General features: G+C 72.2%; 22 protein-coding genes. 8 read left to right on the plus strand and 14 right to left on the minus strand.

What is annotated here, in order from left to right; all coding sequences use genetic code 11:
• Positions 1-108: 108 nt before the first annotated feature.
• Positions 109-876: a type I methionyl aminopeptidase gene (map, locus tag NI17_RS08150; protein WP_068690584.1), complete on the minus strand. Its 768-nt coding sequence runs from the start codon at positions 874-876 to the stop codon at positions 109-111.
• A 58-nt stretch (positions 877-934) separates the two neighbouring features.
• On the opposite strand from map, the gene NI17_RS08155 reads away from it, so the two are divergent.
• Positions 935-1,210 carry a helix-turn-helix domain-containing protein gene (locus tag NI17_RS08155; RefSeq protein WP_068690586.1) on the plus strand — a complete coding sequence of 92 codons (276 nt, stop codon included), beginning with the start codon at positions 935-937 and terminating at the stop codon, positions 1,208-1,210.
• A 54-nt stretch (positions 1,211-1,264) separates the two neighbouring features.
• Here NI17_RS08155 and NI17_RS08160 read toward each other — a convergent pair whose 3' ends face one another.
• Entirely contained in the window at positions 1,265-2,287 is a 1,023-nt protein-coding gene (locus NI17_RS08160) for a LysR family transcriptional regulator (RefSeq protein WP_199860006.1), read from the minus strand.
• Between the two features lie 143 nt (positions 2,288-2,430).
• On the opposite strand from NI17_RS08160, the gene NI17_RS08165 reads away from it, so the two are divergent.
• Positions 2,431-2,871, plus strand: coding sequence for a RidA family protein (locus tag NI17_RS08165; protein WP_068690594.1), 441 nt, complete (start codon positions 2,431-2,433; stop codon positions 2,869-2,871).
• A gap of 461 nt (positions 2,872-3,332) precedes the next feature.
• Here the strand turns inward: NI17_RS08165 and rpmF are convergent, their stop codons facing one another.
• Genes rpmF through rpmG form a run of 3 tightly spaced genes read right to left on the minus strand, consistent with a single transcriptional unit; the run spans position 3,333 to position 3,995 of the window.
• The gene (rpmF, locus tag NI17_RS08170; protein WP_068690596.1) at positions 3,333-3,500 is read right to left on the minus strand and encodes a 50S ribosomal protein L32; all 168 of its coding nucleotides are present in this window, start codon (positions 3,498-3,500) and stop codon (positions 3,333-3,335) included.
• 29 nt (positions 3,501-3,529) lie between these two features.
• Positions 3,530-3,787, minus strand: a complete 258-nt coding sequence (locus NI17_RS08175) for a type B 50S ribosomal protein L31 (protein ID WP_119267644.1) — start codon at positions 3,785-3,787, stop codon at positions 3,530-3,532.
• Positions 3,788-3,830: 43 nt separating this feature from the next.
• Positions 3,831-3,995, minus strand: a complete 165-nt coding sequence (gene rpmG, locus NI17_RS08180; RefSeq protein WP_068690598.1) for a 50S ribosomal protein L33 — start codon at positions 3,993-3,995, stop codon at positions 3,831-3,833.
• Between the two features lie 246 nt (positions 3,996-4,241).
• On the opposite strand from rpmG, the gene NI17_RS08185 reads away from it, so the two are divergent.
• The 3 genes from NI17_RS08185 to NI17_RS08195 all read left to right on the plus strand — a co-directional run bounded on the left by NI17_RS08185 (position 4,242) and on the right by NI17_RS08195 (position 6,016).
• Positions 4,242-5,405, plus strand: a complete 1,164-nt coding sequence (locus NI17_RS08185; RefSeq protein WP_068690600.1) for a CobW family GTP-binding protein — start codon at positions 4,242-4,244, stop codon at positions 5,403-5,405.
• A gap of 147 nt (positions 5,406-5,552) precedes the next feature.
• On the plus strand, positions 5,553-5,789 hold the full coding sequence (gene rpmB / locus NI17_RS08190) for a 50S ribosomal protein L28 (protein WP_068690601.1): 237 nt from the start codon (positions 5,553-5,555) through the stop codon (positions 5,787-5,789).
• A gap of 5 nt (positions 5,790-5,794) precedes the next feature.
• Positions 5,795-6,016 carry an uS14 family ribosomal protein gene (locus tag NI17_RS08195; RefSeq protein ID WP_068690603.1) on the plus strand — a complete coding sequence of 74 codons (222 nt, stop codon included), beginning with the start codon at positions 5,795-5,797 and terminating at the stop codon, positions 6,014-6,016.
• A gap of 63 nt (positions 6,017-6,079) precedes the next feature.
• Here NI17_RS08195 and NI17_RS08200 read toward each other — a convergent pair whose 3' ends face one another.
• The 6 genes from NI17_RS08200 to NI17_RS08225 all read right to left on the minus strand — a co-directional run bounded on the left by NI17_RS08200 (position 6,080) and on the right by NI17_RS08225 (position 12,992).
• Positions 6,080-6,556, minus strand: a complete 477-nt coding sequence (locus tag NI17_RS08200) for a hypothetical protein (RefSeq protein ID WP_068690604.1) — start codon at positions 6,554-6,556, stop codon at positions 6,080-6,082.
• On the minus strand, positions 6,553-7,125 hold the full coding sequence (locus tag NI17_RS08205; protein ID WP_068690606.1) for a hypothetical protein: 573 nt from the start codon (positions 7,123-7,125) through the stop codon (positions 6,553-6,555). The genes NI17_RS08200 and NI17_RS08205 overlap by 4 nt, the downstream gene beginning before the upstream one ends.
• 100 nt (positions 7,126-7,225) lie before the next feature.
• Positions 7,226-8,221, minus strand: coding sequence for an enediyne biosynthesis protein UnbU (locus NI17_RS08210; RefSeq protein WP_243597664.1), 996 nt, complete (start codon positions 8,219-8,221; stop codon positions 7,226-7,228).
• Positions 8,218-10,119, minus strand: a complete 1,902-nt coding sequence (locus NI17_RS08215; protein ID WP_068690609.1) for a CRTAC1 family protein — start codon at positions 10,117-10,119, stop codon at positions 8,218-8,220. The genes NI17_RS08210 and NI17_RS08215 overlap by 4 nt, the downstream gene beginning before the upstream one ends.
• Positions 10,120-10,573: 454 nt before the next feature.
• Positions 10,574-11,737, minus strand: a complete 1,164-nt coding sequence (locus NI17_RS08220) for an epoxide hydrolase family protein (RefSeq protein WP_068690610.1) — start codon at positions 11,735-11,737, stop codon at positions 10,574-10,576.
• A 70-nt stretch (positions 11,738-11,807) separates the two neighbouring features.
• Complete coding sequence (locus NI17_RS08225) at positions 11,808-12,992, minus strand: acyl-CoA dehydrogenase family protein (RefSeq protein WP_119267781.1); 1,185 nt, start codon at positions 12,990-12,992, stop codon at positions 11,808-11,810.
• A 399-nt stretch (positions 12,993-13,391) separates the two neighbouring features.
• On the opposite strand from NI17_RS08225, the gene NI17_RS08230 reads away from it, so the two are divergent.
• On the plus strand, positions 13,392-13,823 hold the full coding sequence (locus NI17_RS08230) for an SgcJ/EcaC family oxidoreductase (protein WP_068690612.1): 432 nt from the start codon (positions 13,392-13,394) through the stop codon (positions 13,821-13,823).
• Between the two features lie 26 nt (positions 13,824-13,849).
• Complete coding sequence (locus NI17_RS08235; protein WP_068690613.1) at positions 13,850-15,223, plus strand: FAD-dependent oxidoreductase; 1,374 nt, start codon at positions 13,850-13,852, stop codon at positions 15,221-15,223.
• Positions 15,224-15,436: 213 nt separating this feature from the next.
• On the opposite strand, the gene NI17_RS08240 is transcribed toward NI17_RS08235, so the two are convergent.
• Positions 15,437-17,020: a 4-hydroxyphenylacetate 3-hydroxylase family protein gene (locus NI17_RS08240; protein WP_068690614.1), complete on the minus strand. Its 1,584-nt coding sequence runs from the start codon at positions 17,018-17,020 to the stop codon at positions 15,437-15,439.
• Positions 17,021-17,621: 601 nt separating this feature from the next.
• On the opposite strand from NI17_RS08240, the gene NI17_RS08245 reads away from it, so the two are divergent.
• Complete coding sequence (locus NI17_RS08245; protein ID WP_324609957.1) at positions 17,622-18,878, plus strand: cytochrome P450 family protein; 1,257 nt, start codon at positions 17,622-17,624, stop codon at positions 18,876-18,878.
• Positions 18,879-18,947: 69 nt separating this feature from the next.
• Here the strand turns inward: NI17_RS08245 and trpD are convergent, their stop codons facing one another.
• Positions 18,948-20,024: an anthranilate phosphoribosyltransferase gene (trpD, locus tag NI17_RS08250; protein WP_068690615.1), complete on the minus strand. Its 1,077-nt coding sequence runs from the start codon at positions 20,022-20,024 to the stop codon at positions 18,948-18,950.
• A gap of 34 nt (positions 20,025-20,058) precedes the next feature.
• Positions 20,059-20,979, minus strand: coding sequence for a VOC family protein (locus tag NI17_RS08255; RefSeq protein ID WP_068690617.1), 921 nt, complete (start codon positions 20,977-20,979; stop codon positions 20,059-20,061).
• Between the last annotated feature and the right edge of the window lie 133 nt (positions 20,980-21,112).

Below are 21,112 nucleotides of genomic sequence, written 5' to 3' on the forward strand. Positions count from 1 at the left end.
TCCACGAGGAGGTCGACCATGCCGCCGCCGAGGCCTTCGAACGCCGCTCCCGCCGGGACGGGCACGCCTTCTCCGCGGCACCGGCACCACCGGTCCGCTCCCGCCGCCTCAGGGCAGGGTCAGCACGCGGGGGCCGTCCTCGGTGACGGCGACGGTGTGCTCGACGTGGGCGGCCCGGCTGCCGTCGGCGGTGCGCAGGGTCCAGCCGTCGGGATCGACTCGGTAGTCGTCGCCGCCTCCGGCCATGAACATGGGTTCGATCGCGAGGGCCAGGCCGGGGCGGAGCGGGAAGCCGCGGCCGGGACGCCCCCGGTTGGGCACGGGAGGGTCCTCGTGCATGCGGCGACCGATGCCGTGCCCGCCGAAGTGGGCGGGCATGCCGCAGCGGGCGGAGCGTGCGACGGTGTCGATGGCGTGGGAGATGTCGCCCATGCGGTTGCCCACGACGGCCGCGGCGATCCCCGCCTCCAGCGCCTTCTGGGTGGCGCTGATGAGGGCGAGGTCGGCGGGGCGGGGCGTGCCGACGGTGAAGCTGGTCGCGGCGTCGCCGGTCCAGCCGTCGAGTTCGGCTCCGCAGTCGACGCTGACCAGGTCGCCGTCGCGCAGGCGGTGGTCGGTGGGAACGCCGTGCACGACGGCGTCGTTGACCGAGGTGCAGATCACCGCGGGGAAGGGCGTGGGGGCGAAGCGCGGCTGGTAACCGAGGAAGGGCGAGCGCGCTCCCGCCTCGGCCAGGACGGCGCGGGCCGCCTCGTCCAGTTCCCGCAGGGACACCCCGACGTCGGCCGCCTCCCGCACGGCGGCGAGCGCGCGGGCCACGACACGCCCGGCCTCCCGCATCGCCTCCAGCGCCGACCCGGTCTTGAACTCCACCATGTCCCGCTCCTTCCCCGCACACCGGGACCAATTCTTATACCGGTATTAGTATAGGCGCATGGTGAGAACTCCCCTGAGCCCACAGGAACGGCGGCGCGGAGAGCGGTTCGGCGCGCTGCTGCGTCAGGCGCGCGGCGACCGCAGCATGGCGGAGGTCGCCGCGGCGGCGGGGGTCTCCGCGGAGACGCTGCGCAAGATCGAGACCGGCCGGGCGCCCACCCCGTCCTTCTTCACCGTGGCGGCCCTGGCCACGGCGCTGGGGGTGTCCCTGGACCACCTGGCCGCCGCCTGCGCGCGGGACGCCGACCGGGACGAGCGGGCGCTGTCGGCCTGAGCCCCGCCCCGCCCGTCCCACCGGCTCCCGGAGCCTCCGGGGCGGGACGTCCTCTCACCCGGTCCGCCGGTGGGGGCTCGGGCTCCCGTCCTCCCCCGGCGTCCCGGCATCGGCCTGCGCGCCCCCGCGGGCACCGGGCCCCGCGGGCGGAGGGGACGGCGACGCGTTCGCCCGCACCCGCGCCGCGGTCTCCTCCAGCACGGTGAGGAAGGCCGCGACCGCCGGGGACGGGGAGACGCCGCGGGCGGTGGCCGTGTAGACCGTCCTCGGCGGCACGTCGTCGGGGTGCACCGGCACCACCGCGAGGTCGGGACGCACCACGTCGGCGGTCCAGGACGGCACCAGGGCCACCCCCAGGCCCGCCGCGGCGAAGCCCTGCTTGGCGATCCACTCGGCCACCACGAACCTGATCCTGGGGCGGAACCCGGTGTCCAGCGCGGCGGCCACGAAGGGGCCCACGGGGGTGTCGCGCCCCACGATCCAGTCCTCGTCGGCGAGGTCGCCCAGCCGGACGCACGCGCGGTCGGCCAGCCGGTGCGTGCGGGGCAGCATCACCGACACGCCGTCGTGGAACAGCGGCTCCGGGTCCAGCTCGTCGAGCAGGTCCCCCGCGGCGGGGGTGAGCACGGCCACGTCGAGGTCACCGGCGACGAGCGCCGCCGCCAGGCGGGGGCTCGGCTCCTCCCGCACGGTGACGTCGACCCCCGGATGGCGGGCGCGCAGGGCGGCGATCGCCGTGGGGACCAGTTCGGCCCCGGCGGAGGCGAACGTCCCCACCCGAAGTCGGCCGACCGCCGCCGCGTTCACGGCGACGAGGTCCCGGTGGGCGGTTTCGAGGCGTTCCAGGACGGCCTCGGCGTGCTCCAGCAGGACGCGTCCCTGCTCGGTCAGCCGCACCCCCCGGGGCAGCCGGTCGAACAGGGGCGCACCGGCGGCCTCCTCCAGTGCGCAGATCTGCCGGGAGACGGCCGACTGGGTGTAGTCCATCTCCCGGGCCGCGGCGGTGAAGGAGCCGTGCCTGGCCACGGTGGTGAAGACCTGGAGCCAGACGGTGTTCAGTGCATGCGGAAACGACATGTCACCCATGCTAGACATTCGCTTGTGGCATTGCTGGGGTCCTCGTAGCGTCAGGGACGTGCCCACCGGCGCCTCCGCCCACGCGGCCGCCGCGGGCGCGTGGACGATCCGGCGCCCGCCGCCCCCATCCGAGAGGACCACCGTTGAACGTCTCGCTGCGCAACCCCGAGAACGCCCCCGGCCCCGCCAGCCCCTTCTACTCCCAGGTGGCCCGTGTCGACCTGGGCGGCGGCGCGCTGCTGTTCGTGTCGGGCCAACTCGCCCTGGACGAGTCGGGCGAGGTCATCGCCCCCGGCGACATGGCCACGCAGTCCCGGGCGGTCATGCGGTCGCTGGACGCGCTGCTGCGCGCCGAGGGCGCGTCACCGGCCGACGTGGTGAGCATCCGCACCTTCCTCACCGACATGTCCCGGCTCGGCGAGTACGGCGCCGCGCGCGCCGAGTTCTTCACCGGTACCCCGCCCACCAGCGCCACGGTCGAGGTCTCCCGCCTGGTTCCTCCCGGCGCCGTCGTCGAGGTCGAGGTCGTGGCCGCCGTCCCCGCTGCCGCCGGTGCGGACCCCTCCGGCGGCGCGGCCGCCTGAGGCGCGGACACCCCCGGGGCTCCCCTCTCCCGGCAGGGCCCGCTGTTGGACGCCGCCCGGCGCCACCAGGTCAGCGCCTCGTCGAGGCGGCTGAACCTGCCCGGCCGACAGTCGGCGGAGACGGGGGCGTAGGTCTGTTCGTGCGGGGCGCCGAGCCACTCGCCCGCGTCCTCGCGGATCCAGCGCACCCGGGAGTCGCCGCCCAGGTGCCGTCGGGCGACGGCCTGGAGGCCGGGGGCGACCTCGACGGTGTCCGGGACGCTGTCGGCGGTCATGCCGTGCAGCGGTCACGCGGTGGCCGCACCGGTGGACCGGGAGGTCCGGTCCGTGGGCGCCGGAATCCGGCGGAGTCGGCGGGACAACCGCTGTGTCCCCGGGTCCGCGCGGCGGTTTCCGCGCCCGGGGACCGGTCCGGCGGTGGTGCGGACCGGTCCCCGGGGAGGGTGCTCGTGGCCTGACCGCTATTCGGGGGGCAGCAGCCCCCGGCGGTAGGCGGGCACGAGCGAGTAGGGAACCCGCAGGGTGCGCCCCTGCACGGTGATCTCGACGAGGCTGGGGGCCTGCGCCTTCCACCGGCTGCGGCGCAGGCGGGTGTTGGCTCTGGACATCTTGCGCTTGGGTACCGCCATGGACGGTCCTCCTGGTCTGTCGGACGGGTTCAGTGGTCGCGGTCGCGCCCGCCGTAGCGGCGGTTGAAGCGCTCCACGCGTCCGGCCGTGTCCACCACGTGGCTGCGGCCCGTGTAGAAGGGGTGGCTGGCCGAGGAGATCTCGACGTCGACGACGGGATAGGTGTTGCCGTCCTCCCACTCGATGGTCCGGTCGCTGGTGGCGGTGGAACGGGTCAGGAAGGCGAATCCGGCGACGCGGTCGCGGAAGACCACGGGACGGTACTCGGGATGGATGTCCTGACGCATGGTGTCACCCCTCTCCTCGGGATGTCGGTCGGATCGGGCGCGGTCAGCGCTCCTCGCGGAAGTCCACGTGGCGCTTGACCACGGGGTCGTACTTGCGCAGCACCAGCCGGTCGGGGGTGTTGCGCCGGTTCTTGCGGGTCACGTAGGTGTAGCCGGTGCCCGCGGTGGACTTGAGCTTGATGATCGGGCGGGTCTCGCTGCGTGCCATCACTTCCCCCACTGGTCATGGTTTCGGTCGGTATGAAAAAGGGCTTTGGGTTCATGTACCCAGCGACGCGCGGGTATCCCCGCGCGGGACCGGAACACAGGCATAAAACGATAACCGTTTTCAGCCCGCGGCGGAAACGCCACCCCGCCGGAGCGGACCATCCGCCCATGCGGGGCGCGGTATAGTTCTTCGTATGAAAACGGTTTTCGTTGTCATCGGAGGTGTGTGGTGCCCCCTGACACGGCCATGAACGTGGTGGTGGTCTCCGGACTGCACCGACGGGCGCGGCAGCGAACCGTGGAACTCCTGCTCCACACCGTGCCCCGCTCGGTGGCCGTCCACCACGACCTCACCGAGATCGGCGCGGGCCGCGTGCGGCGGGTACTGCGCGACCGCTGGAACGTGCTCGACGCCGAAGCCGTGCCCCTCGTCCACGCCTGCGTCTCCTGCACGCTGCGCGAGGACCTGCTGCCCGCCCTGCTGGCCCTGGCCGAGCGGGGCGAACACGCACTGTGCGTGGTCGACGCCTGGGACGGGGTGGAACCCCAACCGGTCGCCGAGGCGCTGGTCCACACCGTCGTCGACGGCCGTCCCGTGGACGGTCGACTCCGCCTGGCCGCCGTGGTCACCGCGGTGGACTCCGCGCGGTTGGTGTCCGACCTGTCCTGCCCCGACGACCTGTCCGAACGCGGACTGGGCGCCGCCCCCGGAGACGAGCGCACGGTCGCCGAGGTACTGGCCCGCCAGATCGAGTACCCCTCCACCCTCGTCCTGCACGAGGCCGCCGACCCCGCGCACGACGAGGACTCCCTGCCGCTGCTGGAGCAGCTCAACCCCGCCGCCGCGGTCCTTCCCCCGCAGGTCCGCGCACTCACCCCGCTGCCGTCGGGCCGCTTCGACACCGCGGCGGCGGCCGCGCGCGTCGACCCCGTCAGTGCCCAGTACCCCGACTCCTGCGCGGACGGCCGGGTCCGCACCGTCACCTGGCGGCGGCACCGCCCCCTGCACCCGGGGAGGCTGCACGCCGCCCTGGACGAGGTGGTCGGCTCGAGCCTGCGCAGCCGCGGACGGTTCTGGCTGGCCAGCCGCCCCGACACCGTACTGGTGTGGGACGCGGGCGGCGACGCGCTCGCCGTGGAGGCCGCCGGACCGTGGCTGGCGTCGCTGCCTCCCGCCGCGCGGGAACTGGCCTCGCAGCGGCGGCGCGCCTCCGCCGAAGTCGACTGGCACCCCGACACCGGCGACCGCGGCCAGTGCCTCTGCTTCACCGGAGTGGACCTGGACGTCGCACACCTCACCGCCGTTCTGGACTCCTGCCTGCTCACCGACGCCGAACTGCGGGAGGGCGAGCGGGTGTGGACGGCCGCGGAGGACCCCTTCGCGCACGCCCTCGACTCGCCCGTGTCCTGACACGGGCGCACCCCGCGCCACCGATCCCGGAGCATCCGAAGCCGCCCGGAAGACGCCGCCACCCCACCCCGGCCCCGCCGCCCGCTCCGGACGGTGACGGCCCGCCCCTCCGCCGTCTTTCGACGGCTTCGAAGCAGAAAGGTCCCCATGTCCAGGATCTGCCAGGTCACGGGCAGGAAGCCCGCGTTCGGCAACACGATCTCCCACTCCCACCGCCGCAGCCGGCGGCGGTTCGACCCCAACATCCAGACCAGGCGCTACTGGCTGCCCGGTGAGCGGCGGTACGTCCGGCTGCGTGTCAGCGCCAAGGGCATCAAGACCATCGACCGTCTGGGCGTCGAGAAGGTGGTCGCCGACATCCGGCGGCGCGGCGGAAAGGTCTGAACCCGGTGGCGCAGAAGAGCAAGATCGTCCGCAACGAGCAGCGGGCCCGGACCGTCGCCGCGCTCGCCGCGCGGCCGCGCGACGCCAGTGCGACCCGGCCGCGCGACCGCGACTGCGTGGACGGCCGCCCCCGGGGCTGTCTGCGCGGGTTCGGGCTGCCGCGCATCCGCCTCCGGGAGCTGGCCCGCCGGGGTGAGCTCCCCGGTGTCACCGGGTCCAGTCGGTGACCGACTCCCCCGCGGTCCCGCCGGTCCCCGGGGTGGCCCGGCCCCACCGGGCCGGGCCACCCCTCAGGTTCCGTGCCGCCCGGCTCGCCGGAGCACCGCCACCACGGGAAGCCCCGACCTGACCCCCAGAGCCGCCCCGGCGACGAGCAGCACGACGGTGAAGATCCACTCCCGGGAGCCCTCCGGGCCGTACACCCGGTTGGCCGCCCCGATGTCCACCGCCGCCGTCCCCTCTCCGATCCGGCAGCTCTCGCGGTCGCCCCCGTACAGATACACCTGGTCCCGTTCCGCCGCGCCGTCGTGCGACCGGTAGCTGCCGTAGCAGGTGCAGGACTCGTGTCCCGGATGCTGGACGCAGTCCAGGCGGGCGGCGGTGAAGGTGCCGGGGGTCCCGTCCGCCCGGGCCGCGCGAACGCTCCGGTCGAGGTTGGCACCCGCGATGTAGACCAGCAGCACCGCGACGGCCAGCAGCACCACGTTGAAGGCCGAGACGGGACGGGTCCGCCTCGGCCGCCCGGTGCTCTCCCGCTCCGCCGTCACCGCGGCGCGCCCTCCGGGTGGGCGCAGGAGCACCGCATCGCCTGCCGCTCGACGGGGGTGGGCCGGGTGTGCAGGTACATCGCGACAACCATGGGAAAGAACACCGCCGCGTTGTAGAACAGGTGCAACTCGACCCGGGGGATGAGGAACTGGACGAGGCTCATCGGGGCGTCGCCGCCGCCGAGGTGGACCCCGGACAGTGCCTGGAGGAGCAGCAGCAGGTGCTCGAAGTGGTGCCACACCTGGATGCCGAGGGAGATCTTCCACCAGGTGCGGGAGCGTCCGGTGAAGCCGGGCAGCAGCAGAAACAGCCCGACCAGCATGATGAGGGCGTAGCCGTAGTGCAGCCACTCGGAGGTGACCAGCCAGGGGAAGGGAAGTCCGAGGACCCCGCGGGCCTCGGGCACCGGCCAGTCCATGACGTAGATCTGGACCGCCTGGGCCACGTGCTCGGCCCAGTGGGCGATGACGATCGCCATGAAGATCCACAGCGAGGGTCGGTGGCCGCGCGTGTTGAGCGTCGCCACGCTGTTTCGGTACGTACTGTTCAGGGTCGTCCTTGTGGCCATGCGTGCCTCTTTTGTCGGTAGTGCTCGGAGCCGACGTCGGTCGAGCCGCGGGAGGGCGGCGCCGTTTCCGTTCTCGTGCCGCGGCCGCCCGCGCCTGCGGCTAGGCGGCGGCCGCGGGCGTGGGCGCGGGCGCGGGGCGGGTGCCGCCGGAGGGGCGCCCTCCGGTGAGGACACCGGTGGCCAGCAGCACCCCGCCGCGCAGCAGACAGGTGATCACCAGGGCGAAGAACAGGCCGAAGACCACGTGGAAGGAGACCAGGACCCCGTAGACCGCCGCCGCGGTCAGACCGAAGAAGACCTGGTTGCGCGGTTTGGACGGGGTGGTTCCGGGGTCGGTGATCATGTAGTTGGTGAACAGGACGAACGCCGCGCCGGTCATCGGCAGCAGGGCGGCGACGAGCGCGTGGTCCAGCAGCAGCCACCGGGCGAACGCCTGGGCGGCGAAGCCCCCCACCCAGCCCAGGACCAGCGGCCACCGCCCGGTCAGTCTGGCGTTGAGCATGGTGCCCGCCATCAGGATGCCGAGCGGGATCAGCCAGTCCACCGTGCCGGCGACGTTGTTGGTGAAGTGGTAGGGCGGGGCGATCCCCACCCAGGGAAACAGCAGCAGCACCAGCGCGATACCGAAGTTCGACGGGTTCAGGAAGTGGCGCCACTTCCCGTTCACCGGAATCCTGACGAGGTACTTGCTGCTGACGGCGATGGTGACGGCGAACAGGTACGGCCACAGCGACTCGTTGCCCCACAGCAGCATGGCGCAGGCCAGACCCGCGATGTGCGTGGGCAGCAGGTGGTCGATCAGGGCCCGCGCCCCTCCCGCGTAGGCGGGGGCGCGGCCCTCGGCACGGGCGTCCAGGGTCTCCAGGACCAGGTCGAGCGCGTAGGCGACCAGGACCGCGACGACGGGGGTGATCGGAGACTGCTCGAAGCCGAGCAGCAGGTGCCCCAGCACGGTGAAGACGGTGATCGAGGTGGCGAACATGCGCAGCGCCTTGATCCGCTTGTCCGTGGGTGTCTTCGGGGCGGGGAGCGTCTCGGTCGCGGGGCCGCTTCCGTTGGCCGCGACGTGGTCTATGCCTGGCTGGGTCGTGGTCATCGCAGAACCGCCGTTCCGTCGTCGTTGAGTTCGACCGTGCTCGTCCCGGACGGCAGGTCCAGGTCCGCCGTGTGCGTCCGCCCGCCGCCGTCGCGCCACTCGACCGTGACCGGCAGGGTCCCGTTCTCCGGCGCGGCCAGGTGCAGGGACTCCGCCGACACGCCGACGTGGCCGTTGGCGGGGAACAGTTGGCGGGTCTGCGCGAGCTCGTCACCCCTGACGGTGACCTTCGCTCCGATCGCGGCGCGGTACGCGCCGTCGACCGTTCCGGGAGCGAGAAGGTTCAGGCTGATCCCCGGCGGCGCGTCGGGCGCCGTGTTGACCAGCACCTTGGAGTCCTCCCACTGGTTGGCGACGACCGCGTCGAGCAGTCCGTCGCCGTTGACGTCGCCCAGCGCGAACGACCGGGTGACGTCGGGGTCGCCGATGCCGAGCGGGCCCGCCAGGTCGGTGTAGCGGCCGTCGGGGGCGCGCACCCAGAACGGGTTGCTCTCGTGTCCCGACAGGTCGTCGCCCACCCGGAAGTTGGTCCACGCCCAGGGGTACTTCAGCAGCTGGTCGTTGCCCATGGCGATCTCCTGCAGCTCCGGCCAGCGGTTGTTCTCGCCCTTGATGAACCCGGTGGCCTGGACGAGCTCGTCGACGCCGTCGTTGTTGAAGTCGCCCGCCTTGACGTCCCACGACCAGCCGCTGCGGGCCAGGCCCAGCGCCTCGCTCTCGTCGCGGTAGGGCACCTCGCCCTCGAGCAGGTCGGCGCCGTCCCCGGTGGGCACGAAGGCGAAGTTGCTCTCGTGCAGGGCGTAGGGGGAGGTGATGTTGCTGACCACGATGGTCGGCAGCTCGGCCCCGTCGGGGTAGGTGAAGGTGACGCCCATGCCCTTGAACGAGTCGTGGCCGACCACCTTGGACTTGGGCTCGGTGACGTCCCGGTCGCCGCGGACGTTCTCCAGCCGCACCCGGCCGGGCGTGGAGTGGTTGACCAGCAGGTGGTCGTTGCCGAAGTCGTTGCCGATGTAGATCTCGGGCAGCAGGTCGCCGGTGAGGTCCTGCATGCCGATGGCGAGCGTCCACCCGGTCTCGACCTTCTCCGGCAGCGCGTTGCTGGCGTCGACGACCTCGGGAGGGGTGTCGGGCTCGCCGGTGGGGACGGTGAGCAGGATCTTGTTCCGCCCGGCGTTGGAGGCCAGGCTCATGCTCTGCTGCATCTCCATGCGGGTCTCGTCGTCGGCCTCCGGGTCGAGCACCCGCGCGCCGTCGGGGAAGTAGTTGCCGACGAGGACGTCGAGGTGGCCGTCGCCGTCCAGGTCGGCGACGTTGGTCGCGGTGGTGTTCCACACCTGCATGGGCGTGACCAGCTCGTGGGCGGTGAAGTGGTCCGCGTTCGGCACCTCGCCCGGTCCGGCCGTGTTCGTGAACAGCAGCGGGGAGCGTCCCCAGTAGTAGACGAGGAAGTCGACGTCGCCGTCCTCGTCCAGGTCGGCGGGCACGCATCCCATCGGGGCCATGGTGGCGTCGTAGGGCAGCCCCTCGGGGACCAGCTCGACCACCGGGTAGTCGTCGGCGCCGCTACCGGGGACCGAGCGCAGCGTCACGCTGTCGTCGCGGGGGTCGATCAGGCAGACGTCCGCGGGGTGGCCGAGGCCGCGCAGGTCGGTCAGCGACGCACCCGCGCCGACCGAGGAGATCCACGCGCCGAAGTGCTCCAGCGCCGGAGCGACCGGACGCTCGTTCCTGGCGTCGGCCGGCTCGCTGTTGAGGTCGATGACGTCGAAGCCGTAGGACTCGGCGAGTTCGAGCCGCTCGGCCTCGCCCAGCGATGGTCGAATGGTCAGCAATCCCGCCGTGACGGTCACGGCGAGCGCCACGAGCACGGTCGCAGCGCGAAAAAGCAACCGCATCACCACTCCTAGAGAAAATGGGCGCCGGCACCGACCGCACCCTTTCCATCCGGTCCTTCCCATCCTGATTCACCGAGCAGACGGCGCTTTATCTTTTCTTGCCTGTTTCCAACGGCGCAGAAAAGGGCGAAGCAGTTTCTTCGGAGGGGAGTTCCGGGGTTTCCGGGGGGTTTCGGGGTCGGCGGTTCCGAACAGGACTCCACGGCTCTTCTCGGCGCTGCCGTCCCGCTCCGACCTTTTGTCGCGGGTTTCTCAGAACGCGTCCGCCGCGTTTCCTCGGCAGGCTCCGGCACGTGGAACGGTCTTGGTGGTCGGATTCTCGGATTCGGGGTGAACGGGGTTCCGGCACCGCGGTCCCCTGCCGCGGGGCCGCGGTGCCCGTGGTCGCGGGCGGCGGAGCGGGGCCGTCCGGCCCGCGGGGTTCAGCTTCTCCGCCGCGGCGGACGCCCCGACGTCACCGCCGGAACGCCCGGCAGAACGCCCGGATGTCGTCCGCGAGCGGCTCCGGCTGTTCCATGGCCGCGAAGTGGCCTCCGCGGTCGAACTCGGTCCAGCGGGTGATGTTGGCGAGGTCCCGCTCCGCGAACCGGCGGATCGGCAGGAAGATGTCGTGGGGGAAGACCGCGACTCCGACCGGGGTCCGCAGGGGCGGCAGGTCGCCCGTGTCCGCCGAGGCCAGACGGCGCATCTGCTCGGCTCCCTCGTAGTAGAACTGGGCGGAGGAGCCCGCGGTGGCGGTCAGCCAGTAGAGGGTGACGTTCGTGAGCATGAGGTCGCGGTCCACCGCGTCCTCCGGTGCCTTGTCCGAGTCGGTCCACTCCCAGAACTTCTCGACGATCCAGGCCAGTTGGCCGACGGGGGAGTCGGTCAGGCCGTAGGACACCGTCTGGGGCCGGGTGGCCTGGAGCTTCATGTAGCCGGACAGTTCCGTGTCGAAGCGCGCCAGGCGGGCCAGCCGGTCCTGGTCGGTCCCGCTCAGGTCGGCCAGCGCCGCGGGGTCCCGGGGCGGGAACGTCATCAGCATGTTGACGTGCACCCCGGCCACGTGCTCGGGGGCGACCCGGGCCAGTTCCAGCGAGATGACCGAGCCGGCGTCCCCGCCCTGTGCGACGTACCGGTCGTAGCCGAGGCGGCGCATCAGCTCCGCCCACGCCTCGGCGATGCGCGTCGTGTCCCAGCCCGCCTCCCGGGGCTTCCCCGAGAATCCGTAGCCGGGCAGGGACGGGACGACCAGGTGGAACGCGTCCTTCGGGTCGCCGCCGTGGGCGCGCGGATCGGTCAGGGGCCCCACCAGGTCGAGGAACTCGACGAACGATCCGGGCCAGCCGTGGGTGAGGAGGAGGGGCAGCGCCTCGGGTTCGGGCGAGCGGACGTGGAGGAAGTGCACGTCCACACCGTCGATGTCCGTGACGAACTGGGGGAACCGGTTCATCCGCGCCTCGGCGGCCCGCCAGTCGTAGTCCGTCCGCCAGTACTCGGCCAGCTCCCTGAGGTATCCCGGTGGCACTCCCCGGCTCCAGCCCTCGTCGAGCGTCTCCGCGGGCCAGCGGGTGTCCGCGATCCGGCGGCGGAGGTCGTCGAGGTCCTCCTGCGGGACCTCCACTCGGAACGGGCGCATCAGCGTCTCCTTTCGTGTCTTCTGACCGCGTCGGTGGCGGGTTCCGTTCTCCCCGCCACGTCCGCGTCCGTCAGATGTAGAGGGTGTTGGGTTCCAGTCCGCAGAGGATCCGCCCGTAGAGCTCGTAGTTGGTGTCGGGGTGCATCAGGGCGTGCAGGCTGACGGCCTGGATGTCCCGGGAGATCCGCTGCATCGGCACGGTGCTGTAGACCGAGGAACCGCCGCTGGCGGAGCTGAGGATGTTGACGGCCTCCTTGGCGCGCCGACCGGCCGCCCCGAGGCAGGCCCTGGCCAGGACACGTTCCTGCAGGGTCCACGGCTCGCCGCTCTCGCCCTTCTCATCGACCATGGCGGCGAGCCGCCGCGCGTGGAACTGCGCCTCGTCGGCCTTCAGCGCGGCGTCCGCCGTCTGCAGGTGGGTGATCGGCGCCTCGCGCTGGCTGGAGTAGGCGGTGTAGGTGATGCCCCGCTCGGGCATCCGCTGGAAGAACGCCTCCTGGGCGGCCTTCGCCAGGCCCACCATCGCCCCCACGGACGTCGCCGAGGCCACCGGCAGCAGCGGAGCCCGGTACATGGGGGAGTCGGCGTTCTGCTTGGAGGCGTACTGCTCGTGCAGCACCGCCCCCAGGGGCAGGACGCGCTCTTTGGGGACGAACACGTCCTCGGCGACGGTGGTGACGCTGCCCGTGCCCCGAAGTCCCGAGGTGTGCCAGTCGTCGACGACCGTCAGCTCCTCCATGGGGACCAGCGCCATGACCGGCTCCTGTCCCCCGTCGGGGGTGGCCGCCATGGCGATGATCTCCTGCCAGTGGCTGTGCAGTGCGCCGCTGATGAACCCCCACCTGCCGTTGACAACGATGCCGTCGCCCCTGGGGACGGCCGTGGCGCTGGGGCTGAGGGTTCCGCACACCCGGACGTCGGGGGTGGAGAACACCTCGTCTTGGACCTCGTCGGGGAACAGCCCCGCCATCCAGGTGGGAATCCACCAGACCGACGCCACCCAGGCGGCCGAGCCGTCCCCTCTGGCCAGCTCCGCCGCCACGTCGACCATGGTGCGCGCGTCGCTCTCGTAGCCCCCGTACCGCGCGGGGACGCGCATCCTGAACAGGCCGGCGTCGGCCATCGCCTCGATCGTCTCCTCGGGAAGCCGCCTGTTCTCCTCCGTCCAGGCCGCTTTCTCCCGCAGCAGCGGCACCAGTTCCGATGCTCGGCGCACGAGTTCTTCCCGTTGCGGCACGCGGCGCTCTTCCACCATGTTCCTGCTCTCCTCAAGGGCGGTGAACTCTTGACTCGTCCGGTACGGGCCGCGGGAGGGACCGCCCCCGCCCGGCGGGCGCCTTCGCGCGCCGGGCGGGGGCGGTCCCCGCGCCGCCCATTCGACCGTGGCACCTCTCCCCCCGTCGACGCGCCTTCTGGAATGCGGCGTCGATCCGCCCCGGCTCCGGCAGCGCATTCTGGAAGATGTCCCGCCCCGTGCCCGGATGTGACGATTGCCGGGAAGCGCCAACAGGCCGCAGGTGGCACGGAAGGGCGTTTCCTCTCGCCCCGCGCGCCCCGCACCGGTCGGCGGAGAGGGGGGAAGGACGGGTGTTCCGACCGCGTGTCCTCCACCCCGCATCGATTCAGGTCCCAGGTCGGGATTAAGGAGCAAGACATGACCACAACCCCCCAGTCGGCAACGTCCGCCGGCCCCTCCGACGCCGACAAGGCGGCCGTCGCGGGCCTTCCCCAGCGCGTCGTCGAGGCGTGGGCGGATCACGACGCGGCGGCGTTCGGCGACGTCTTCACCGAGGACGGGACGATGATCCTGCCCGGCGTGTACCGCAAGGGCCGCTCCGAGATCCGCGCGTTCATGGAGTCCGCCTTCGCCGGGCCGTACAAGGGAACCCGGGTGACCGGCCAGCCCGTCGACGTCCGCTTCTTCAGTGCCACGTCGGGGCTGGTGATCACGGTGGGCGGCGTGCTGGCTCCCGGAGAGACGGAGCCGTCCGCGGAACGCGCGGTCCGGGCCTCCTGGACGGTGGTCAAGCAGGACGGCCAGTGGCGTCTGGCCGCCTACCAGAACAGTCCCCGCGACACGCTCTGACCCGACGGCCTGAGGAGGAGACCGCGATGAGCGGCTACTTGGGAGACCGGGCGGTGGTGCTCGGCGCAGGCATGGCCGGGCTGCTCACCGCCCGGGTGCTCGCTGACGCGTACGCGCAGGTGCTGGTGGTGGAGCGGGACCGCGTGAGCGGTCCCGCCGCGCCGCGGCGCGGGGTGCCCCAGGGACGGCACGTCCACGGGCTGCTCGCGCGCGGACAGCAGATCCTGGACGAGCTGTTCCCGGGGTTCACCGAGGAGATGACCGACGCCGGCGTGCCGACCGGCGACCTGGGCCAGCTGCGCTGGTTCTTCCACGGAAGGCGGTTGCAGCCCGCCGGCACGGGCCTGGTCTGCGTGTCGGCGACCAGGCCCCTGCTGGAGCACCGCGTACGGGAGCGGGTGCGCGCCCTGCCCGGTGTCTCGTTCCTGGAGGAGCACGACATCCTCGACCTGGTGACGACGCCGGACCGCGGCCGGGTGACCGGGGTCCGGGTGCGGCACAGGACGGAGGGCGGCGCCGAGGAGGTCCTGGAAAGCGACCTCGTCGTCGACGCCACGGGCCGCGGGTCGAGGACGCCCGTGTGGCTGGAGCAGCTCGGCTACTCGCGGCCCGACGAGGAACGGATCAAGATCGACCTGACCTACACGACCCGGATCTACCGGCTGCCCGGCGAGGAGGTCCTGAGGGGGGACCTGTCGATCAACCCGGTCTCCTCCCCCACCCACCGCCGCGGCGCCTTCCTCTCCCGGATCGAGGGCGACCGGTGCATCGTGTCGCTCACCGGCGTCCTCGGCGACAGCCCGCCGACCGATCCCGACGGGTTCCTGGAGTTCGCGCGCTCCCTTCCGGTTCCGGACGTCTACGAGGCGATCCGGGACGCCGAACCGCTCACCGACCCGGTCTCCTTCCACTATCCGACGAGCGTGCGGCGCCGCTACGAGCGGCTGGGGCGGTTCCCCGACCGCCTCCTGGTGACGGGCGACGCCGTGTGCAGTTTCAACCCGGTCTACGGGCAGGGAATGACCGTCGCGGCGCTCGAGGCCCTGACGCTCCGCGAGCACCTGCGGAGGGGCGCCCACCCCAGCCCCCTGCCCTTCCTCAAGGACGTCTCCGGCGTCATCGACGTGCCCTGGCAGACCTCGGCGGGAAGCGACCTCGGCTTCCCTGAGGTGGAGGGGCCGCGCTCCCCCGCCGTGCGGCTGGCCAACGCCTACGTGGGGCTGGTGCACGCCGCCGCGGCCCGCGACGGCGCTGTCACCCGGACGTTCATGCGGGTCGCGGGACTCGTCGACCCGATGGGCGAACTGATGCGCCCCCGCATGCTCCTGCGCGTCCTGCGCGGAGCCTGGGGGCTGTCCTCGCCCGGCGAGGAGCGGCAGCCGCGGACCGCGGACGTCTGACGCCGGACCCGTTCCGGGAATGTGGGGAGGCGGCGCCGGGAGTCCCGGCGCCGCCTCCTCCGCGTGGGTCGCCCCGCCCGCCGCGCGGTCGCGTCCGCGCCGGTCCGGACACGGCGGGCCCGCCGGGAGGCGTGTCCTCCCGGCGGGCCCGCGTGGACGGATCCCCCGGCGCGGGGCGGCGGAGCACGGGGCGCGGCGCTCCGCCGGCCGCGCTCAGCCGTCGAGCATGCCGCTCCGGACGCCGCGCAGCTCCTCGAAGGAGGAGAGGTCGGGGACCGTCCAGCCGTCCAGATCGTACTCGCCGAGGCACTCGTCGACGAGCGCCTTGTAGGCGTCGACCTGTCCCGAGACCAGTTGCGAGGTCAGCAGTTCGATGCGGGTGTTCTCGTGGTTGCCGGAGTAGTTGCGCTCGTAGAGCTCGTGCCGCCCCCCGAACTCCGACCCGATGGAGTCCCACAGGAGCTTCATCACCTTCGCCCGCTCGACGGCGTCGGTCCCGTTGGAACCGCGGAGGTACCTGTCCAGGTAGGCCCGGATCTCCGGATTGCCGAAGTCCTCCGTCCCGGAGTTGACGTAGATGAGTCCGCTGGCGACGTCCTGCAGGATGACCTCCCGGATTCTCGGATAGCCGACCTGCATGAACCACCGGTAGGCCATGCCGTACTGGGGATTGGGCAGCAGGGCGCCGTTCTTCCACTCGACGGGGTTGCGCGCGGCGGCGTCGGAGAGCGCCCAGAACAGGTTGCGCCAGGCCATGACCTCGCCCAGCCGCGTCTGCACGCCCCGGAAGTCCCCGGTGCCGGTGATCTCCAGCGCCTTCACCAGCAGGCCCGCGATGAACTCCAGTTTCACCGCCAGCCGCGTGCACCCCTGGAACGTCGCGCGCTCGTTGAAGCCCGAGTGTCCGGTGAACATCTGGAGCTTGCCCAGGTTCCCGTAGACGAACACGTTCTCCCAGGGGATGAGGACCCTGTCCAGGACGAGAACGGTGTCGTTCTCGTCCAGCCGGGAGGAGAGCGGGTAGTCGAACGGGGTGCCCATCACCGAGGCCGCGGCGGTGTAGGAGGGGCGGCAGAGCAGCTTCACTCCGGAGGCGTTCATGGGCACCGTCGCCACCAGGGCGAACTTCCGGTCCTTGACGGGCAGGCCCCAGTTCGCGATGAAGTTGTAGTGGGTCAGGGCGGAACCGGTGGCGACGACCTTGGCGCCGCTCACGACGAGCCCGGCGTCGGTCTCCCGCTCCACGTGCACGAAGACGTCGGCGACCTCGTCGGGAGGGCGGTTGCGGTCGACCGGGGGGTGCACGATCGCGTGGTTCCAGTACAGGACCTTCTCCTGGGACTCCCGGTACCAGCGGCGCGCGTTGTCCGCGAAGGGCTCGTAGAAGTCGGCGTTGGCTCCGAGGGTCCCCAGGAACGACGCCTTGTAGTCGGGGCTGCGCCCCATCCACCCGTAGCTCATCCGGGCCCATTCGGCGATCGCCCTCTGGTCCGCCACGAGGTCTTCGACGGTGCGCGGGGTGGTGAAGAAGCGGTGCGTGTACCCTCCGCTCCCGGTGTCGGTGCCCGTGGTGAGGACGTCCCGTCTCCTCGGGTCGTGGAGGGCGTCGTACAGCCGGGCCGTCATCCGCACGGGGTTGTGGAACGCCGGGTGGGAGGTGACGTCCTCGACCCGCCCGCCGTACAGGTAGACCTCGCGGCCGTCACGCAGGCTCTCGACGTATTCGGCGCCCGTCAGCGGTCTCGACGCCGCCGGGGACTCGGCCGGGTCGTCGGGAACGTCCTGGTGGTCGGTCATGGGGCCGCTCTCCTCTCCCACGTGGTCCAACTCCTACACGGGTCGGTGGCTGCCGGGGCCCACGCCCTGCGACGCCCCTCCTCCTCCGGCGCTCCGGTCCGAGGGCCCCGGGGCGCGTCGTCCCCTCCGGCCGCGGCACCGGAGGAACCGGAGCCGTCCCGGTTCCTCATCGTCGCACCTGGACTCCTGCGGGGCCTCTCGTGGATTGCGGGCCGCGGCCCTCGCAGACCGCAATCCGCAAGAGGCGCCCGCTTCCGCAGGTGAGGACAATTCAAGAACAGTGAGCGGTCGGCGACCGGACCGCTGAGGAGCACGGCGGCGCGTACGGGGCGCCGCGCGAACACCCCGGGACGGTCCCGGGGCGTGTGAGGAATCCGCGCGGGATGCCGGGCGGGTGGGGTGTCCGCTCCAGGAGGGCCCGGGTGGGGAAGCCGTGCGGCGCCGCCGACCCTTCCGCCTTCGTCGTCTCCGCCCCGGCGCCTTCGACAGTCGTAGCGCCACCGGTTCCGCGTCGCAGACCGACGGAGAACGGGGGCAGCCCGTCGGGCCGTCTCTTCTCCGCGGGGAAACCCGACCACGTTCGCCACCACGATCCAGGGAGATGACCATGGAGAGACGCTGCCCCTACTCTTTGGACACGACCGGCAGGGACATCCACGCCGAGGCCGCGATGCTGCGCGATCAGGGGCCCGCCGTCCAGGTGGAGCTGCCCGGCGGTGTCATGGCGTGGTCCCTCAACAGCCACTCCGCCATCAGGAAGGTGCTGACCGACCCGCGTGTCACCAAGAGCGCCCGCAACCACTGGCCCGCCTTCGTCAACGGGGAGATCCCGCCGGACTGGGAGATGATCAGCTGGATCGCGATGGACAACATGGTCACCGCCTACGGCAAGGACCACGTCCGCCTGCGCAGGCTGGTCGGCAGGGCGTTCACCCCCCGCCGCGCCGAGGCGATCCGACCGCGCATCGTGGAGCTGGTCAACGAGCTGCTGGACGACCTGGCCGCCACACCTCCCGGGCAGGTCGTGGACCTGCGGGCGCGGTTCGCCTACCCGCTGCCCGCCCGCCTGGTGGCCGACCTGATCGGCATGTCCGAGGAGGCCCGGGCCAGGACCGCCAAGGTCATCGACATGATGGTGGACACCACCGTCACCCCCGAGCAGGCGCAGGCCGTCCTCGCCGGCTGGCGGAGCGCGATGGAGGAGCTCATCGCCGCCAAGCGTCAGTCGCCGGGTGAGGACATCACCAGCGACCTCATCGCCGCCCGGGACGAGGACGGCTCCCGCCTGAGCGAGACCGAGCTGACCGACACGATCTTCGCGATTCTCGGCGCGGGCTCGGAGACCACGATCAACTTCTTCGACAACGCCATCACCGCGCTGCTCACCCATCCCGAGCAGCGTGAGCTGGTCGTCTCCGGCAAGGTCTCCTGGGAGGACGTCATCGAGGAGACGCTGCGCGTGGAGTCCCCCCTGGCCCAACTGCCGCTGCGGTACGCCGTCGAGGACATCGAGGTGGACGGCGTGACGATCCCCAAGGGGGACCCGATCCTGGTCAACTACAGCGCCGTCGGCCGCGACCCGGACCTCAACGGCGCCGACGCGGACCGCTTCGACGTCACCCGCGAGGCCAAGGAGCACCTGTCCTTCGGACACGGTCCCCACTACTGCCTGGGGGCCGGGATCGCGCGCATCGTGGCCGGGGAGGGCCTGTCCATGCTCTTCGAGCGCTTCCCCGACATGTCCCTGGCCGTCTCCCCCGCGGAGCTGGAGCCGCTCCCGACCTTCATCATGAACGGCCACCGCGCCCTGCCGGTCCGGCTGACCCACCCGGTCCCCGCCGGCGCCGGGGCGGCCTGACCCCCTCCCCCGAAGACGGCGACGGCCGACCGACCCCGGAAGGAGGGGCCGGTCGGCCGGGCGCTTCGGTCAGCGCAGGGCGGCGGAGAACCTCACCCAGCGGTCGAGCAGGTCCGCCGCGGCGCCCGAGTCGATCGCCCGGGCGGCGCGCTCCACCCCCGCTGCGACGTCGTCCTCCAGCCTCCCGGAGAGCCCGGTGAACGCGGCCAGCGCCGCCGCCGCGTTGAGCAGGACCGCGTCCCGCACGGGTCCGGTCTCGCCGCGGACGAGCCGACGGACCGCCTCGGCGTTGTCCTCCGCGTCCCCGCCGCGCAGGTCCGCGGCGCTTCCCCGGGGAAAACCGAGGCGCGCGGGATCCAGGGTGTGCTCGCTGACCCGTCCTCCGGACACGGCCCACACCGTGCTGGTCGTCGTGGTGGTCACCTCGTCGAGGCCGTCGTCACCGCGTACGACGAGCGCCTCCGTCCCCCTGCGGGCGAGCACCTCGGCCAGTGTCCGTGCCTTCTCCCGGAAGGCGCAGCCGACCAGCGCGCTCGACGGGCGGGCCGGGTTGGCGAGCGGTCCCAGCAGGTTGAACGTCGTGGGAATCCCCAGCTCCCGGCGGGTCGCGCCGACGCGCCGGAACTCGGGGTAGAACACCGGGGCGAAGCAGAAGCCGATGCCCAACTCGGCCACGCAGCGCTCCACGGCCTCGGGCGGGAGGTCGATCGCGACCCCGAGCCGCTCCAGCACGTCCGCCGCCCCGGCCCTCGACGAGGAGCTGCGGTTGCCCACCTTGGCCACCGGCGCCCCGCTGGCGGCCACGACGAGCGCCGCCATGGTGGAGATGTTCACCGAGTCGGACCGGTCCCCGCCGGTGCCGACGACGTCGACCGCCGGCCGGTCGAGCCGTACCCGGCGGACGCGGGCGAGCATCGTCTCGACCATGCCGGAGACCTCGGTCGCCGTCTCGCCCTTGGCCCGCAGCGCCACCATGAACGCGGCGGCCTGCGCGGGTGTGGCGTTCCCCGACACGATCTCCTCCAGGGCCCACGCGGCGTCCTCCTCGCGCAGGTCCACACGGGCGACGAGCTGGTCGAGCAGCCGCGGCCAGGAGCGGGGCGGCGCGGCCGCGTCGATCGTCGGTGTTGCGGTCCGCTCGCTCATTGTCGGCTCGGTCCTTCCTGTCTCGGCGGGGCCGCTAGGCGCCGTGGGAGTCGGTCATCAGCTCGGCCAGGTCCTCCGGCCGCAGGAAGGACGGCGGCGGCGGAGGCCCCCAGCTGTAGAGTCCCAGGGCGCCCTCGAACACCTCGGGCTTCCAGAGCTGGTCGTCCACGATGCAGTCGGTGTCGCTGTAGTACTCGGAGAAGTTGCCGGCGGGGTCCTTGAGGTACCAGAAGAAGTTGGACCCGACGTGGTGCCGCCCCAGTCCCCAGACGTGGCGCTCGGGGTGGTCCTCCAGCATCCTGACCGCCCCACGCCCCACCTCGTCGACGCTGTCGACCTCCCACGAGGTGTGGTGCAGGAAGTTCACGGGGGCGCGCAGCAGGAGCAGGTTGTGGTGGTCGGTGGTGCATCTCATGAAGGCCCCCGCCTCCTTGACCAGGTCGCTGATCTTGAAGCCGACGCCGTCCACGAAGTAGGTCCTGGACACCTCGAAGTCGATGCTGCCGAGCACGACGTGTCCCAGTTTGCGGGGGCGCACCGGCCCCTCCCGCGTGATCCCGGGCGCGCGGCTGCCGACCCGTTCGACCCGTCCGGGGCCGTTGTACGGGACCGCCGGCTGCCGGGGCTGGCGGAGCCGCTCCTGGATCTCCAGGGTGACCGTCGTCCCGGTGACCGGCTCCGCGCTGACCAGCCGGCCGCCGGTCCGCCGGTGGCCGATTCCCAGCCGGTCGAGCCGGGACGCCACCCGGCTCAGGTCGTCCTCGTCGTCGACTCCCACGGTGAACCCGATGAGACGGCGCCTGGGGGTCTGCACCAGGCGCAACTGTTCTCCTCCGTCCACCGTGGCGAACCATCCGTCGCGGGTCGGGGTGAGGCCGAAGTCTGCGTAGTAGGCCGACGTCTCGGCGAGGTTGGGCACACCGACAGTGACCGAGGCCATTTTGTGCAGCGCCACTTCAGTATCCCTTTCGGGTTTCTGCGGAATTCTGTGTCCCGGAGGCTCCCCGGCCCCTGCCGCCGGTCGGCGGAAGGCTCGGAGGGTCGTCAGAAGAAAGGGCCGTCGGACCCGCTTCGGGTTCCGGTTCTCC

It is taken from the genome of Thermobifida halotolerans (genome assembly GCF_003574835.2).
GTDB classification, from domain to species: domain Bacteria; phylum Actinomycetota; class Actinomycetes; order Streptosporangiales; family Streptosporangiaceae; genus Thermobifida; species Thermobifida halotolerans.